The sequence below is a fragment of the Cellvibrio mixtus subsp. mixtus J3-8 genome (genome assembly GCF_000766945.1).
In the GTDB taxonomy this organism is placed as follows: domain Bacteria; phylum Pseudomonadota; class Gammaproteobacteria; order Pseudomonadales; family Cellvibrionaceae; genus Cellvibrio; species Cellvibrio mixtus_A.
Genome location: NZ_KN266210.1, coordinates 151,638 through 168,443 on the forward strand (window position 1 = coordinate 151,638; position 16,806 = coordinate 168,443).

Here is a 16,806-nt window from a genome sequence, read left to right on the forward strand (position 1 = left end):
CATCCACTGGATATCACCATACTGGTTTTTGAATTAAGCTCTTTCTGTTTTATACCTGTGGGACTATCGATGCCAGATACCCACAGGTCTTTTTCATATACGTTGATTGACAATACCGACTCAAAAAAAACGCCAGCAATATTATTGCTGGCGTTTTTCGTTGTAGCTTTAAATAACACTCTTTATTTAATAATGATCGACCTGAACACAGGGCGGTCCTGGCGATAGAAGCGAACTGCGTGAGGTTCATTTTTTGGCAAGCCTTTCACAATCTTGTTGTAATCCGCAACAGATTTGATATCACCAAATGCCAACTGCGTAATCACATCACCTGGTTGCAAACCGGCTTCTGCGGCTGGGCTATTAGGCTTAACGTCTTTCACAATGACCCCTGCTTCTGCACCACCACGGGTAGAACGATCCAGTGGTGTTACGGTTAAGCCCAAACTATCTACCGCCGTTTCTGTTTTAGGTGCGTTAGCCGGACGCTCAACTGCTTCTTCCGGTGATACTGGCAATATACCTACAGTTACATTCAGTGTTTGCTCTTTACCCTTGCGCATAATTACAACCGGCACTTTGGATTTAGGCACGGTTCTGCCAACCAGATACGGCAAGTCGCTGGAAGTATGCACATCGTGTCCATTGAATTTAATAATCAAGTCACCCGCTTTCAAACCGGATTTAGTGGCCGGGCCTTCAGGGTCAGCTTCACTGATCAATGCGCCTATCGGCTTATCAATACCAAGCGAATTGGCCAGATTTTTATCAACATCCTGGATCATTACCCCCAACCAACCGCGATCTACGCGGCCTTTATCTTTTAACTGGGCAACGACATCGATTGCCAAACTTGAAGGAATTGCGAATGAAAGCCCTACAGAACCACCGGAGGGTGAATATATTTGTGAATTGATGCCCACCACTTCACCGTTCAAATTAAACAATGGGCCACCGGAATTGCCCGGGTTAATTGCCACATCGGTTTGAATAAATGGAACATAATTGCTCTCTGTACGCGCCGACGGAATGCTGCGGCCTATTGCACTAACAATGCCTGCAGTAGCGGAATAATCCAAACCAAATGGCGAGCCAATAGCGACAACCCACTGGCCCACTTTCAAGGTTTCATCTTTGGCCAGGGTTAAGGTCGGCAAATTTTTCGCTTCGACTTTTAATAGCGCCAAATCCGAGCGCTCGTCGCTGCCCACTAATTTGGCAGTGTATTCGCGCTGGTCATTGAGGATCACGGTGATGTTATCCATTTGCTCAATAACGTGGTTGTTTGTCAGTACATAACCATCATCAGAAATAATAAAACCGGAACCCATGGAACCACGATCACGCGGTGCCTGGCGACGCTCCAGCAGCTCGCGGAAAATATCGGGTAAACCCTGCAAATCAGGTGGTAATTGTTGCTGGTCTACTCTTGCTACTGATGCTTTGGAAATAGCGGTAATCTTCACCACGGCCGGTGAGTGCTTCTCAATAAGCTGTGTGAAATCAGGCAGTTCTGCTGCAAAAGTGTTGAAGGAAAAACATGCCACACAGAGAACCAACATGGTGTTCATCCATTGGCGGGTTAAAACTTGCATAATTAACTCCTTGGTTATTAATTCGCTGAAGTAATGCACCACTCGGGCCACTACAACATGCATTCGCAGCTTGAGACTAAACGGTTTGCAAAAAATTCCAATCCGGTTGTAAATTCCGGGTTAAGAATGTTTAGGGAATTATGCTAAAAAAATGCAAGCGCGGCAGAATAATTATCAATAACGAGACTTACAACCAATTACAGCCTGATTCACCGCGGCAACCCCACCTCAGGCTGTTTTCCATTCAATATATTTTGCTGTTCGGTTAAATCCTGAAGCTGTTTGGCGTCTATCGCCGGCACTGATTTTTCAGCGGCGGAACTCGTTGCTTTTTCCGCAGCGGCTTGTTCTTCTGCTGCTTTAATAGCTGCTACTTTTTTTTCCATTTCCTTGCGGGTTTCCGCGTTTTCCAAACGCACGGTTACACGGCGGTTTTTAGCCTGCCCGGCTTTGGTTTTATTATCCGCGATGGGAAACTTATCCCCATGCCAACGGGTAGTGATTTGTTCTGCAGGAATACCTTTTTCAACCAGATAAGCCGTCACCCATTCTGCTTCCCGTTTGGATAATGCATCACCCTGCTCCGGTTTTGGCAGCTTATCGCTGTGGGCATCCACGATGAGCCCCAGCACTTGTTTATCCGCTTTTACGTAGCGCACAATTTTATCCAGCCCGGTTTTGGATCGGGAACTCAACTCATCTGCATCGACGTCATAACTCAATACTGTGTGTGACAATTGTTGAAAGGTATAAGGAATCAAATTTTTCACACATTTCTGATAGATTGCAAACGCGGGTCCGAAATTACGCGCCGCTAACCCTGCACGCAGGGTACTGCCACTGAAAATCACGTTAGTGCCCTGCTCCAAAGCACTAGTGATTGCGCCAATTTGCGTACCACTAACGTTTAAGGATTGGTTATTTGCTTGCGCTTGCCCGAGGGTTCTCGGGGTGACATCACTACGCCACGGGGGAGCGACAGCTTCTACTTTGAAAGCATCAGAACCCAGCCCCTGGGATTTGGCATTTAGCTCAAGCACTTCACCGCTTCCGGCTTTGCGGGCTAATCGCGCACTACCAAAGCCAGGGATTTCGTGGGTCAGGCTGCAAGCAAAATCACCGGATTGATTCTTCCATTGGGAGTCAGAAAAAGGAGCGATATAAGTTTGTGCCGCTGCATGGCTAACCAGAAAACCGGGAGACAGCGTAATCACTGTCAAAAATAGACGCGCCGCAAGGGGCATATTTGATAGAAAAACCACATTCATCGGGAGAGCCGCACCGCCGTGTTAAAGGAATTTACCGAGTATAGCCAGCCCCGCCCAAAATGCCCGCTACGGATAAGGCTGCGGAGGGGACGCGATTTTGGTAGCATGCCGCCCAATTCGCCTGTTTTGGTGTACTGCTATGGAATCCCCACCTCATGACCCAACAATTGACCCTGCTTCGCCCCGATGATTGGCATATTCACTTGCGCGATGGCACTGCCCTGAGCCGCACCGTGACTGACGCGGCCCGGCAATTTGCCCGCGCCATCGTAATGCCCAATCTGGTACCGCCAGTGATGAATACAGAACAGGCACTGGCTTATAAAACACGTATCAAGGCAGCGCGCCCGGCAGGTAACAATTTTGAGCCATTAATGGTTCTCTACCTGACAGACAACACCGATCCAGCCGAAATTGCCAAGGCCAAAGCCGCTGGCGTTACTGCCTGCAAACTTTATCCGGCAGGGGCCACAACCAACTCCGCATCCGGTGTAACAGATTTGCAAAAAATCTATCCGGTACTGGAAGCCATGGAAAAAGCCGGTATGCATTTTTTGCTACACGGCGAAGTCACTGATTCTGCAATTGATATCTTTGATCGCGAAAAGGTATTCCTGGATCGCACCTTCAGCCAGGTGGTTAAAAATTTCCCGGCCTTGAAAATGGTGCTGGAACATATCACCACAGCTGATGCAGCTGAATTTGTTGCAGCAGCGCCGGCAAATGTTGCAGCGACCATCACCGCTCACCACTTGTTATACAACCGCAACCATATGCTCGCCGGCGGTATTCGCCCGCATTATTATTGTTTGCCGATTTTAAAACGCGGCACACACCAGCAAGCGCTCATCAAAGCAGCAACCAGTGGAAGCCCGAAATTCTTTTTGGGTACCGATTCCGCACCGCACGCAAAAGACAAAAAAGAAGCCGCTTGCGGTTGCGCCGGTAGCTACACGGCTTATGCGGCAATTGAACTCTATGCAGAAGCGTTTGAGGATGCGAATGCGCTGGATAAACTCGAAGCCTTCGCCAGCCACTTCGGCGCTGATTTTTATGGTTTGTCACGGAATACCGATACCATCACGTTGGTGAAAGAAGAATGGCAAGTGCCTGACTCATTGAGTTTTGGCGATCAACCGCTGGTGCCATTGCGCGCGGGCGAAACATTACGCTGGCAGTTACATACTGCTTAAGGGACACCAGTGAATCCACCTGAAAATACCCGCGATCCTAATTCTCCATTGGCGCAGCGCTTCCGTGGTTTTTTGCCAGTGATTGTCGATGTGGAAACTGGCGGTTTTAACTCGCAAACCGATGCACTTCTGGAAATTGCCGCTGTCACCATTCGTATGGATGACGACGGCAATTTGCATCGACATGAAACCTTTTCATTTCATGTTGAGCCATTTGAAGGTGCCAACATCGAACAGGCCGCACTGGATTTTACCGGCATAGATTTGGATAACCCCGAGCGTTTGGCCGAACCGGAATTAATGGTAATGACGGATTTGCTCACCGCGGTGCGTCGCTCGGTAAAGGAAAATGGTTGTACCCGCGCCGTGATTGTTGGCCATAACGCGCATTTCGATTTGAATTTTGTTAACGCGGTAATTGAACGTTGCAATATCAAACGTAGCCCGTTCCATCCATTTTCTGTATTTGATACCGCCACACTCGCCGGCCTTGCGTTTGGTCAAACTGTACTTGCCAAAGCCTGCCAGGTAGCGGGAATTGAATTCAGTAATTCGGCGGCGCATTCTGCGGCTTACGATGCAGAAAAAACGGCTGATTTATTTTGCATGATTGTCAATCGCTGGAAAGAATTGGGCGGTTGGCAGCCCGTGGAAGGCGAAGTTGATGAAGAAACGGAATAATTTATTCGCGTAAATTTCCGGGAGCAGACATCATGGCTTTCAACATCAAAAAATACCTGCTTGATAAACCCGAAGCCAAAGAGGATTTTCCCTTTGGCCCCGAGGTTGCCGTCTATAAAGTGCGCGATAAAATGTTCGCCCTGATAGGTACAGAAAATAAAGAAGTACGTATCAATTTAAAATGTGACCCGGTCGAAGCCGAACAATTGCGGATGGTTTTTGATGCTGTCATTCCCGGCTATCACATGAATAAAAAACATTGGAATACGGTCATCATCAATGGCTCAATTCCCGATGGGGAAGTTAAGCGTATGATTGATAATTCGTATCAATTAGTAGTGAAAGGCATGGGGAAAAATGTTGCCAGTTTATTATTGGCAATGGACCAAGATCGCTGAAAAATTAGCAGCGACCTTTTTGATTGAATTACTTGCTTGAATCAATTGTGATTGCAGGCAGTTCGCCAGCCTTGATTGAAAGTTTTTCCGCCGGTGCAATTACTTCTGCAACCCCTTTCGCAATTAATTTCCCATCCTGGTTGTGTGCTTCACAATCCAGCGTTACCAATTTCACTCGCGCTTTAATGTCGCTAACGGTGAGCGTAACCGTCACAGTGTCACCAATTTTTACGGGATGTTTGAAACTAATATTCTGGCTGCGATAAATAGAACCCGGCCCCGGCAAGCGGGTAGCAATTGCCGCAGAAACCAGTGAGCCAGTCCACATACCGTGGCCAATAGGTTCGCCAAACACTGTGGTCGACGCATAATCTTTATCTAAATGTACCGGGTTTACATCGCCTGAACAGGCAGCAAATAGAATCACATCGGTTTGGGTCAGTGTTTTACTGTAGGTGACCGCTTGGCCCACACTGATTTCATTGATAGGGTAATTTTCAAGCACGCTCATACATGTTTTCCAATAATCCAGAAAAAGAGCGCGCAGTTTAATCTATCCAGGTATTTTTAGCTCTGCATTGGTTGATTGCATAACTATCGCTTATTACAGCCATAAAAAAATCGGAAAACTGAACTGCACCTTACTTTGTTGGACGGATGTCCAACTTTTGGATGCAGTTCAGGATTCCCGGTTTTTTTAAATTGCGTATTAAAATAGTATCAACGCATTGAGTTGCCAATCACACGTATCAGTTCACCGTCTGTAGTATCGCCACTTAATTCCCAGAAGAAAGTTCCGGCCAGCCCTTGTTGATGGACATAATCCATTTTTCCTACCAGGGTTTGCGGTGTATCGTAACTCCACCAATTGTTGCCACAGAATGCGTAAGCACTTCCGGCCACTGTACCTGTTGCAGGGCATTTGGACTTCAATACTTTGTAATCATCAATTCCCGCTTCGTAGGTACCGGCGGCAGCACCCGTTGCAGAACCACCAGGCGCAGCTTGAGTTACCCCGGTCCAGCCACGACCATAAAAACCGACTCCTAACAGAATTTTGTTTGCAGGAATACCTTTTGATTTTAACAACTGGATCGCATTGTCAGAGTTATAACCGGCAATTGGAATTCCTGCGTAATCGTAAAGCGCTGAGTGCGGAGCCGTCGGACCGGTTTTATCCCAGGCACCAAAGAAGTCATAAGTCATAGGCATATAGAAATCGAGATATTGTGCAGCACCGGCGTAATCCGCCGCGTTAATTTTTGCAGTACCGGCACCAATTGCAGATGTGATCAGTGCGCTGCTGCCGAAACGTGCACGCAATGCTTGTATGAGATTTTTATAGCCGGAAAATCCGCTGGTGGTATCACATTTCAAACCGCATTCATTTGGATATTCCCAATCGATATCAATACCATCAAACACATCAGCCCAACGCGCATCTTCAACCAATGCATAGCAAGATTCTGCAAATGCAGCTGGATTTTGAGCAGCTTGCGGGAAGCCATCAGACCAGGTCCAGCCACCGAATGACCAAATCACTTTCAAATTCGGATTCAGCTTCTTCAGTTTACGCAATTGGTTGAAGTTACCGCGCAGTGGTTGATCCCATGCATCGGCAACACCGTCTACACTGCCAGCTGCATCATAGGCTTTGTCATAGGCGGCATAAGAATCGCCAATAGTACACTTGCCGTTCTGCACATTACCGAATGAATAAAGGATGTGAGTTAATTGCGCCGCAGAACCGCTGGTTGCAATATTTTTCACGTGATAGTTACGGCCGTAAACGCCCCACTCGGCAAAGTAACCCACCACTTTTTTGCCGCCGACAGTTGCAACAGAACTTGAACTGCTGGAAACAACAACGCTGGATTTTGAACTGGCGACAGAACTGGCAGATGAACTACTAATCGCACTGCTGACAGATGTTACAACTGAACTTGCCACAGCGCTTTTAGATGAACTGCTTGAACTAACAACAACGGAACTCGCAACAGATGACGTTGTGCCGCAAGCACCTTTATTTGCCCACACATCGTAAGCACCGGAATTGTTGAGCGGGTCTTGCCCCTGGGTCCACCATTTCGCTTGATAAAGTGAACCGCTACGGCTCACTTGGGTGTTACCGGAATAAGCTGCCGTTGTAGTCCATTCAGCAATGCCATTGCAACCTGTCGTTGTTGCAACAGATGAGACAACACTGCTTGCCACTGAACTTTTTACCGAGCTTGCTACCGGTGTCACGCTCGATGTGACTGATGACGTTGTCGTACCGGAACATGCACCCAGACTTGACCATGCATTACCCCAGGCCCAACCGACACCTGGCTCATAAGGTCCACCTACCGAACACCAACCGCCAACGGTACAAGAATAGGCGTTGCCACCATTTTGTACGATTGCACCGTTTGCATAAGTACCTTGTTGATAATTAGGTACACCACTGCAATTGTAAGCCTGCGCTTCAGCAGTCATTAAACCTGCTGCAGACAACAACATAATTAATTTAAGCGATTTCATTGGTTTTTCCTCGGAATCATTTTTGTTTTTATTGCATCGTGCCAGGCAAGAAATCATCGCGAAAAACTGTCGCAATAATATCGTGTGCCAGCACGTGCAATCTCCCAGTCTCACAAACGATGCCCACTCGTAAATAGCACTCGGTGTATCTCTCGCACTATTTTCGATAGCATTCGGCAAGCCCGTTTCTCACCTTTTTCCATTTGTTATTTTTTTGTCCGCGAGTACCTGGTTTCCTTTTTTTTACCATCAGGTCAATCATGGTAATCAGGTTTTTTTAAAACTATTTTGGAAATTCTTTTTCATTTTTTTGGCCGGGATTTTTTATTGCCCATGAATTTCAGGCAAAACGAGGCCCTGGGTAATTACCCGATTATTGAAAAAGAAATTTGGAATAAAACGTACCGCTAACCCTGTGTAGACAGAGCCAAATTACGTCCTGGATGAAGTGCAATGAAATAACAAAGGCCCACAGGGAAATTTGCTTTTCACCGTCGGTCCTTGGTTGAACGGATTGTTGTTATTGTTAAATAGTGTAAAACCAGAAAACGATTCAAACATACACCCACACCGACAACGTTGTCAACGATTTGTCAGAAGAATGTTTAAGGCGTCACGAATTTATCGTACAGGGGATTTATTGACTAGAAAGTAATGTGGGCTGCTTATAAATTTAAGCAAAAAAACAGGCTTAAATAGCCCAAAAATTTAGCCGATATTTATAAGCAGCATTTACAACCAGGTTACCGGCGGGATTTTTTAATAAGGTCGTAAGCTGCCTGGATTTCCTGGGCACGTTCGGTGGCAGCCTTGATCATATCTTCCGGCATGCCCTGTCCGATAAGTTTATCCGGGTGGTATTCACTCATTAACTTACGGTACGCTTTTTTCAAATCTGCATCGGAAATGTCCTTCTCAACGCCTAGCGCTTCATAGGCGAGCGCAAGCTCATCAGCGCGCGGTTGTTGATAACCGCCCTGCTGATATCCGCTTTGATTACCATCCCGGTGTTCACGATTAAATGCATTTTGCGCATTCAACATTCGCAATAATTGCTCAAACCCGAAACGTGAAAAACCGATACGATCAGCAACCTGTCGCAATACCTGTGCTTCCTGTTCATCCAGCACACCATCAGCCATGGACAGGTTCAATAAATTCACCACCAGCATGTTATTCAGGTTACTGCTTGTCCCGCACACACGTTTGTAGTCTGCCAACGCGGAGTCGAGGTTGAAATCCGCCGTCGCGCCTACTTTAAACAAACGAATCGCTTCGCGGCGGTGATCTGCACTCAAGCCCATTTTGTTCATCAGTGATTCGGTCAACTGGATTTCCGTTTCACTAACACGTCCATCCGCCTTGGCCAGATACCCCGATACAGTAAATACGGTGGTAAAGAAACTTTCCTGAATGGCGTGCAGTTGTTCAGGCGGGATTTTAGGCGCGACGCGACGGGGTTTATCGATAAAATAATGCCCAAGGATCGCACCGATAATTGCGGTAAACGGATTCAACAGCGCGAGGCCGATAAAAAACCCAATAATTTTTCCAATCATAATGTGCTACTGCAAAAGAAATAATCAGGAACTACAGGATAACATGGAGCAACCGGCTTTATGTCGCGCCCATTCCGGGCGTTTAACAAAATAATCCTGATGTTCGGGTTGTTCATCATAAGGTTTGCGCAGGATATTCAAGAGTTTTTCCACTTCGGAATAATCACCCAGTGTGGCTTTATCAATAGCCTGTTGCGCGAGGTAATTGCGCAGCACATATTTAGGGTTCACTGCATTCATGCGCGCAACTTTTTGCGCATGGGTATTACCGGTCAATACATAATCCTGTTGCAAGCGCGCCGCATACGCTCGCATCCAGTTTGCCAAATGTGTCTCGATATGTTCATCAGGTGTTGAGTAAAAACTTTCGCGCACAATATCAACACAGCGGGCATCCGCATAATGAGGAATGTCATCAACATTCAACTGCGCAAGGTTGCGATAAAAAATGGTCATATCGGTTTCAATTAACGGTAAAAATGCCAGCAACTGCTCCGTCAACGTTTGATCCTGCGCAGGATCAAATTCCTTTAACCCCAATTTTGCAGCAGCATCGCGTTGCGCACAACGTTCATATTCCACGCGATAATTTTCCAGCGCCGCTTGCAAAGGTTCTACCTCATTAATCAGCGGATAAATTGCGTTGCCCAGTTGCGCCAGATTCCAGAGCGCAACGCGTGGCTGGTTACCATAGCGATAGCGACGCCCCTGGGCATCAGTGGTATTAGGAGTCCAATCCTGGTCATAACCCTCAAGCCACCCATAAGGACCATAATCGATAGTTAACCCGAGAATTGACATGTTGTCGGTATTCATCACGCCGTGAACAAAACCAACACGCATCCAATGCGCCATTAATTGTGCAGTGCGAATACAAATTTCATTAAACCAGTGCAGATAATCTGCTTTACCAAATTCACTCGTTGCAGCAGGAAATAACTCGGAAAAATCCGTGCGCAAAGTAAAATCGGTAAATTGTTTTAACAAAACAATATCGTTACGCGCTGAAAAAATTTCGAAATTGCCGAAACGGGTAAATGTGGGTGCCACACGGCAAACAATTGCACCCGGCTCCAGTTGCGGATTACCATCGTAAAACATATCGCGCCTTACCATCTCGCCGCTGCTCACCAGGCTTAAAGCACGAGTGGTAGGGACACCTAAATGATGCATTGCTTCACTGCATAAAAATTCGCGCACAGAAGAACGCAATACGGCGAGGCCGTCGGCAGTGCGTGAATAAGGAGTAGGCCCTGCACCTTTTAATTGTAGTGTCCAATGATCACCTTGATGGTTACGCACTTCGCCTAAATTAATCGCGCGCCCGTCACCCAATTGCCCTGCCCAATTACCAAATTGATGGCCACCGTACACACAGGCGTGGGGGTCCATTCCCGCCAGTAATTCATTACCGCCAAAAACTTGTGCAAATTGAGGATCAGAAAAAACCGTTGCAGGTAAATCCAGTAACGCAGCGACTTCACTAGCGCCCGCGATTAACTGCGGATTTTTTACCGGCGTCGGCGTTACGCGTGAATACACCGCATTGGTGACTTGACGACGATAATTTTCCAGTTCCGGATCAGCGGGTAATTCACGCACCAGGCGATTGTCGAACACCAGCTCCTGCAAGGATGAAATCATTACTCAATACCTAATAATTCAATTTTGTAACCATCCGGATCTTCTACAAAAGCAAGAATGGTAGTGCCGTGCATCATCGGGCCTGGTTCACGCGTAATTTTGCCACCGGCAGCACGAATTTTTTCGCAAGTTGCATATACATCACTACAACCCAGCGCGATGTGCCCGTAACCTTTGCCAAGGTCGTAGAATTCAACCCCGTAGTTGTACGTGAGCTCAATCACCGTGTTGGTTGCTTCATCACCATAACCAATAAACGCAAGGGTAAATTGTCCTTCCGGATAATCATGCTGGCGCAAGAGCTTCATGCCCAGCACTTGAGTATAGAAGTTGATGGATTTTTGCAGGTTGCCTACTCGCAACATAGTATGAAGGATACGCATACTCATCCTTTATCGACAAATAAAAATTGGTTGTAATGCTGACAATAAATCAAACATGAATACCGGTGCATTTTACAATACACCGGCGTAGAAGAGACTTAATTTCGAGTTACGTATTGGTAGAAATTGCTGTGGACCTAAAATCGCTGCTGAGCACCAATCGTAAGTTGATATTTATCAACGCTGTCTTTTGCCGCGAGCGGAGTGGCGATATCAACATGTACCACATTCCCAATACGCACTTTACTGGAGCTTAAACGCAAACCGAAACCAACGTTGCTCAGGGTTGGACTGTAACCATATTGCTCCAATCCCCAAGCTTTGCCCACATCGAAGAAAGCCACAGCGCCCATACGCAAAATATTGAACACGTGGATATCAGAAAAGTAACGGCGCTCAATTGTGAAGACATAACTTTTTTCACCGCGCTGGAAATCCGTTGGGTAGCCGCGCAACCCGGTCATATCGCCCACGGTTAATTCTTCATATTGAGCAAGATCCTGGCCCAAGCTGTAGTTAAGCCCCATGTACCAGCGACGCTTGTCATCATCAAAATAATTATACGCAAAGCTGGCTGTCATTATTGCACTGTTGCTATTTGCTAAACGGTTGTGATGACGACCATCAAGGGTGATTGAGGTTTCAAAAATATGCTTCGCATCAAAATCCATAATGTAACTGTATTTGCCGATGTAGCGATAAACATCATCAGGATTATCCAGACTGGTACCGGCATAACCTAAACGAAATACCAGGTTGTGCCCTAACGCCACATCTTCAGGACGCTGGATTTGATTGATATTTTTAAAAACACCGTAGCGATTTTGCAGATATTGATATTCAACCCAGGGATAAACCAATTTACGCGGCCCGGGAATTGGCATGAGCGTTTCATCGGTGGGATAAAATTTATCCTCCTCATTGGAAATGCCAACAACCCAGCGTTGGGTATGGTCTTCCTGGATATCCGTTGCCACACCAAAAAACATCCGGTTTGACATGCTTTGGTGACGGAATTCATTTATCTCTTCATCCATATGGCGAATAGGTAATTCCTGGCTGACATCCTGCGTGTAAAAACCGGCGGACCAAGGCGTTTCCAGGGAATAAAATGGATGGGAGATATCAACAATAGTATCCCGTCCATCGCTGGTATCAGCAAAATAAAGTTTGGTTGCAATTTGTGAATTAAAAATATGCGGGTTGCTGAATTCGTATGACACCAGATTGCGCTGGGTATTTTCTTCGTAGCCAATAGTGAGGTTTGTACCTGTACCAAATACGTTACCATCGGAAATCGCAAGACCTGAATTGGTTCCTTCAGATTCCTTGCTCACGGAGAATTGTGGTTCCAGTGCCCAGGAATCCTGGGTAACTACCATTAGATCTACCTGATCATCACACACCGTCACCGGCAAAATATACGCATTAGTCAGGTAAGCACGTTTACGCAGTATACGTTCACTTTCCTGGACCTTTTTAATATCCAGCAAATCATTTTCGCTGAATAATAATTGAGCTTTAATGGTTCCGGGGCGGGTATTGACGTGCAGTTTATTTAAAAATAAATAAAGGGAATTGTTTTCGTCAGGATCATCCTTGTTAAAAACAGAAATAGTATTGTATTCAATATGGCGAATTTTTTTTCCCGCCAATGAATCAAAAATTTTTGAATCTATACGGGTATTTTTTAAATCATCGATTTTTTCGCGGTAACTGCCAAATGGTTTACAGCTAGGGTCAGTCTCTGGCGCATCTTCAGCTTGCGCGTTTACAGCCAGCATGAAAAGAGAGAGTGCGCTGACACGCAACGCAGATAATCCTTTTGGAAGCCCGACATACGGGATTCTAATCATAAAACGTGTCTCAAATATTCACGGGGGAATTGGCGGACAAGCTAGTTACGAGTACTTGGACAAAACAATTTCTGTTGAGTTTCAAGTTTAGCAGGCGCGCGCAAATTACCACGCACGAATAAGTTCGCATAGCGACCAGTTGTTAAGAAGTTTTTAATGATGATGCTCATGGCTAGCGGAACTATTTGCAGAAGCGCTGTCAGTGTTGGTTTGATCTGAATCCATTTGCGAATGATCCATATGTTCGTGGTTCATATGTTCGTGGTTCATATGTGAATGATCCATTTGTGAATGATCCATACTGTCGCGATCAACTTCACTTTTGGTCGAATTACCATGCTCCATCGCTGAATGATCATGCAGTTCCGGAGCAGATGATCCATGATGGTTATGATCATGGCCGGTATGGCCGCCGCCCCAAATTGTCCAACACCCGAATAAAATAATTGCTACAGCCAATGGCCAACGCACCTGCGGTTTGCGTAGCCATTTACCCAATTGTTGTGCCGCAAGGCCGGTGGCTAACACCGATGGCAGGGTGCCCAAACCAAATGCCAGCATCACCAATCCCGCATTAACAGCTTGCCCTTGCGCCATCGCATAGGCCAGCGCGGAATAAACCAGTCCACAGGGCAACCAACCCCAAACCAATCCCAATAATGTTGCTTTGGAAATGGAATCCACTGGCATTAAACGTTTGCCAAGGGGTTGGATATAGGCCCAGAGGTAGCGCCCTACAGTTTCAAGATACGTCAGGCCGCGCCACCAATCAGCCAAATACAGCCCCATCGCAATCAATAACAAACCGGCAATCCAGCGTAACCAGGAAGCAGCGCCGAGTTGCGCCAATTCATTCGCCATCGCACCCGCTAATAATCCAATCAGCCCGTAGCTGCCAATACGCCCGAGGTTGTAACACAGGAGTATCCACCAACGGCGTGTTTTGGCTTCGGCGGGGATCGCCATGCTGAGCGCCCCCATAATGCCGCCACACATTCCGACACAATGGGCGCTACTGAAAAGGCCTAGCGCGAAAGCGGCAGCCAATGATGACCAATCAAACATAATTAAGGGTTCTTGGAGTCAGGCGCTGGAGGGGAAGGATCGGAAGGGTTTTTCGCCTTTTTGGATTTTTCCGCATCGAACAGGATGCGATGAGCTTCAGTATCCAGATTATCGTATTGCCCGTTGTTGATGGCCCAGAACAAAACCTTGATCGCCAGACCAATAAAAATCAAAGCACATGGAACAAGAAAATAGAGACTTTCCACAGAGTTAATCTACCAGGCGTAATGCGTTGAAAATCACGATCAGGGAACTGGCCGTCATACCTATCGCTGCCAGCCATGGCGGAATCATACCAGCCGCGGCCAATGGCAGGGCGAGTAAATTGTATAACAATGAAAAACGTAAATTTTGCCGGATAACCGCTTTGGTGCGCCGCGCAATCGCCAAAGCATCTGCAATAACAATCAGTTGGTTATTCAGCAATACGGCATCTGCGCGGGTTTGGGCCAGATCCGATGCGGAAGCCATGGCGACTGAAACATCTGCTCCGGCTAATACCGGCACATCATTAATACCGTCACCAATCATCAATACTTTATCACCCGCCGCTTGCCGCGCACTCAGGTGTGACAATTTGTCGCCTGGAGTTGCGCAGGCGGTAAAGGTATCGATACCCAGCTGCTTCGCCAGATAACTCACGGCTGCCGGTTGATCACCACTTAACAGCTCTATGGCAATTCCGTGTGATTTCAAGCGCTGGATTAACACTGGCGCATCAGGCCGGATTTCATCGGCGAGACTAATCCAGGCTAATGCACGTGTTTCATCAGCCAATAACAACCAGGTGTGATGCGATGCCTGTGGTAATTCCAATGGTTCTTTCACACCCACCCATTCTGCGATAAATGCGATGGTGCCCAATCGGTAACGGGTATTATCGACCTGACCTTCGACACCGGCAGCGGTAATTTGGCGGACGCCGGAAGCAATAACCCGGTCGCGCCAGGGATTAAATGCTGCCGCTAATGGGTGATTTGAACCTGTTTCCAGTGCTGCCGCCAGAGCCAGTACTTCATCGCGCGCTAACAATACAGAAGGAAACGGAATGACATCTTCGACAACAAATTGACCGCGAGTGAGCGTGCCGGTTTTATCGAAAATAACGCGGGTAATATCATTTAATCCTTCAATCACATGACCGCGTGCCACCAGGAAACCGCGCTTGCGCAAATTGGCAGTCGCCGCCGATAACGCGGCGGGCATTGCCAGCGCCAATGCACAAGGGCAAGTGACCACCAATACTGACAAGGTAATCCAGAACGCATCTTCCGGCCGATACCACATCCAGAATGCAAACACAGCGCTGCAAACAATTAACAGGCGCGCAATAAAAAATCGCGCGGTGCGATCTGCAGCGAGTACTTGTTGCGGTTTTTCTTCTGCGGCGCGCGTTGCCATGCGCTCAATCGCAGACAATTGGGTTTGGCCGGCAACGGCCGTCACTTCCACTTTTAACGGGCTATGTTGATTCAAGGTTCCCGCAATAACCCTGTCGCCAGGACCTTTGGTTACCGGATGGGATTCACCCGTGAGCAATGCTTCCACAACTGCACTTTGTCCGACAACAACCTGTCCGTCACAGGGAAACGTCTCACCGGGTTTTACTAAAATAAGATCGCCCGCTTTCAATAGTTTCAACGGCAAATTTTGTTCAACTTCGCAGCCATTTTCTTCACGTAAACAACAGGCTGTTAGCGGCATTAATTGGGCGAGATTACCAAACGCCAAACGGTTGCGATGACGCGCACGCAGTTCTACATAGCGACCAAGCAACAGGAAAAACGTAAACATCGAAACCGATTCAAAATACACTTCGCCAGTACTGGTTATTGTTGCCCACACACTGGCGAGGTACGCCAAACCAATTGCGAGGGCAACAGGAACATCCATTACCAGGTGCCGCATTTTTATGCTGCGCCAGGCCGCCTGGAAAAAAGGCCAGGCGGAAAAAAATACCACCGGCGTAGCCACCAGCATCGAGAGCCAGCGCAAAAAATCCAGCCAAAAATCCGTCGCACCAGTGTACATACCCACCGCAACCATCATCGCTTGCATCATGCCAAAACCGGCAACGCCAATGCGAAAAAGCGCAATGCGATTTTCTTTTTTAATTAATTGTTGTTGCTGGTCATCGGTGGCTGGACGCGGCGTATAACCAATTGCAGCTAACGCGCAAAAAATATCACTGAGAGACTCGCGCGAATCCCAAACGATTGCGCAACGATGCGTGCTTACATTTACGGTGATAGATTGAATCGCAGGATTTTTTTTGAGGTGGGTTTCGATCAGCCAACTGCAAGCAGCGCAAGTAATACCTTCCAATAATAAATTGGCTTGTTTGAAGGAACCGTCGAAGGGAATAACAAATTCAGATTGGACTTCCGGCAGATCATAAATAGAAAAACGTTGTTCACCTTGCGGATTTGTTTCCGGGCGATCATTCGCAGTAGTGCGAAACTGATAAAAATTCTCCAAACCGCCGTCGACAATAGCCATCGCTACCGCCTGGCAACCAGGGCAACACATTAAATGTTCCTGCCCCTGGATTCGCACAGGATAATAGCTTGCTTCAGGAACAGGTAAACCGCAGTGATAACACATCTGCGGTTTGGACGTTGTCGCAATAACGTCAATCATT

At 47.1% G+C, this 16,806-nt stretch carries 14 protein-coding genes; 3 read left to right on the plus strand and 11 right to left on the minus strand.

Annotated features, from left to right (window positions below):
* Nucleotides 1-182 precede the first annotated feature (182 nt).
* Together A596_RS15625 and A596_RS15630 are read right to left on the minus strand one after the other, a co-directional pair.
* Nucleotides 183-1,595, minus strand: coding sequence for a DegQ family serine endoprotease (locus tag A596_RS15625; protein WP_039916437.1), 1,413 nt, complete (start codon nt 1,593-1,595; stop codon nt 183-185).
* Between the two features lie 209 nt (nt 1,596-1,804).
* Nucleotides 1,805-2,809 (minus strand): MotY family protein, encoded by a 1,005-nt coding sequence (locus tag A596_RS15630; protein WP_235425757.1) that lies wholly within the window; start codon nt 2,807-2,809, stop codon nt 1,805-1,807.
* A gap of 209 nt (nt 2,810-3,018) precedes the next feature.
* Here A596_RS15630 and pyrC point away from each other — a divergent pair, with 209 nt between their 5' ends.
* From pyrC to A596_RS15645, 3 genes are read left to right on the plus strand one after another with little or no spacing between them, the layout of a single operon-like run.
* Nucleotides 3,019-4,056 carry a dihydroorotase gene (pyrC, locus tag A596_RS15635; protein ID WP_039916443.1) on the plus strand — a complete coding sequence of 346 codons (1,038 nt, stop codon included), beginning with the start codon at nt 3,019-3,021 and terminating at the stop codon, nt 4,054-4,056.
* Between the two features lie 9 nt (nt 4,057-4,065).
* Nucleotides 4,066-4,737 carry a ribonuclease T gene (gene rnt, locus A596_RS15640; RefSeq protein WP_039916445.1) on the plus strand — a complete coding sequence of 224 codons (672 nt, stop codon included), beginning with the start codon at nt 4,066-4,068 and terminating at the stop codon, nt 4,735-4,737.
* 32 nt (nt 4,738-4,769) lie between these two features.
* The gene (locus tag A596_RS15645; protein ID WP_039916447.1) at nt 4,770-5,135 is read left to right on the plus strand and encodes an MmcQ/YjbR family DNA-binding protein; all 366 of its coding nucleotides are present in this window, start codon (nt 4,770-4,772) and stop codon (nt 5,133-5,135) included.
* A 28-nt stretch (nt 5,136-5,163) separates the two neighbouring features.
* On the opposite strand, the gene A596_RS15650 is transcribed toward A596_RS15645, so the two are convergent.
* The 9 genes from A596_RS15650 to A596_RS15690 form a co-directional block, all read right to left on the minus strand.
* Nucleotides 5,164-5,646 (minus strand): MaoC/PaaZ C-terminal domain-containing protein, encoded by a 483-nt coding sequence (locus tag A596_RS15650; RefSeq protein ID WP_039916449.1) that lies wholly within the window; start codon nt 5,644-5,646, stop codon nt 5,164-5,166.
* A 209-nt stretch (nt 5,647-5,855) separates the two neighbouring features.
* Nucleotides 5,856-7,658 carry a glycosyl hydrolase family 18 protein gene (locus A596_RS15655; RefSeq protein WP_039916451.1) on the minus strand — a complete coding sequence of 601 codons (1,803 nt, stop codon included), beginning with the start codon at nt 7,656-7,658 and terminating at the stop codon, nt 5,856-5,858.
* Between the two features lie 743 nt (nt 7,659-8,401).
* Entirely contained in the window at nt 8,402-9,217 is an 816-nt protein-coding gene (djlA, locus tag A596_RS15660) for a co-chaperone DjlA (RefSeq protein WP_039916452.1), read from the minus strand.
* 24 nt (nt 9,218-9,241) lie between these two features.
* Nucleotides 9,242-10,861 (minus strand): protein adenylyltransferase SelO, encoded by a 1,620-nt coding sequence (locus tag A596_RS15665; protein ID WP_039916454.1) that lies wholly within the window; start codon nt 10,859-10,861, stop codon nt 9,242-9,244.
* Nucleotides 10,861-11,244, minus strand: coding sequence for a lactoylglutathione lyase (gene gloA, locus A596_RS15670; protein ID WP_039916456.1), 384 nt, complete (start codon nt 11,242-11,244; stop codon nt 10,861-10,863). The genes A596_RS15665 and gloA overlap by 1 nt, the downstream gene beginning before the upstream one ends.
* A 137-nt stretch (nt 11,245-11,381) precedes the next feature.
* Nucleotides 11,382-13,100 carry a BamA/TamA family outer membrane protein gene (locus tag A596_RS15675; protein WP_052417581.1) on the minus strand — a complete coding sequence of 573 codons (1,719 nt, stop codon included), beginning with the start codon at nt 13,098-13,100 and terminating at the stop codon, nt 11,382-11,384.
* A gap of 153 nt (nt 13,101-13,253) precedes the next feature.
* Nucleotides 13,254-14,165, minus strand: coding sequence for a sulfite exporter TauE/SafE family protein (locus A596_RS15680; protein ID WP_084128441.1), 912 nt, complete (start codon nt 14,163-14,165; stop codon nt 13,254-13,256).
* 2 nt (nt 14,166-14,167) lie between these two features.
* On the minus strand, nt 14,168-14,371 hold the full coding sequence (ccoS, locus tag A596_RS15685) for a cbb3-type cytochrome oxidase assembly protein CcoS (protein ID WP_039916460.1): 204 nt from the start codon (nt 14,369-14,371) through the stop codon (nt 14,168-14,170).
* Nucleotides 14,372-14,375: 4 nt separating this feature from the next.
* Nucleotides 14,376-16,805, minus strand: a complete 2,430-nt coding sequence (locus A596_RS15690) for a heavy metal translocating P-type ATPase (RefSeq protein WP_235425751.1) — start codon at nt 16,803-16,805, stop codon at nt 14,376-14,378.
* Between the last annotated feature and the right edge of the window lies 1 nt (nt 16,806).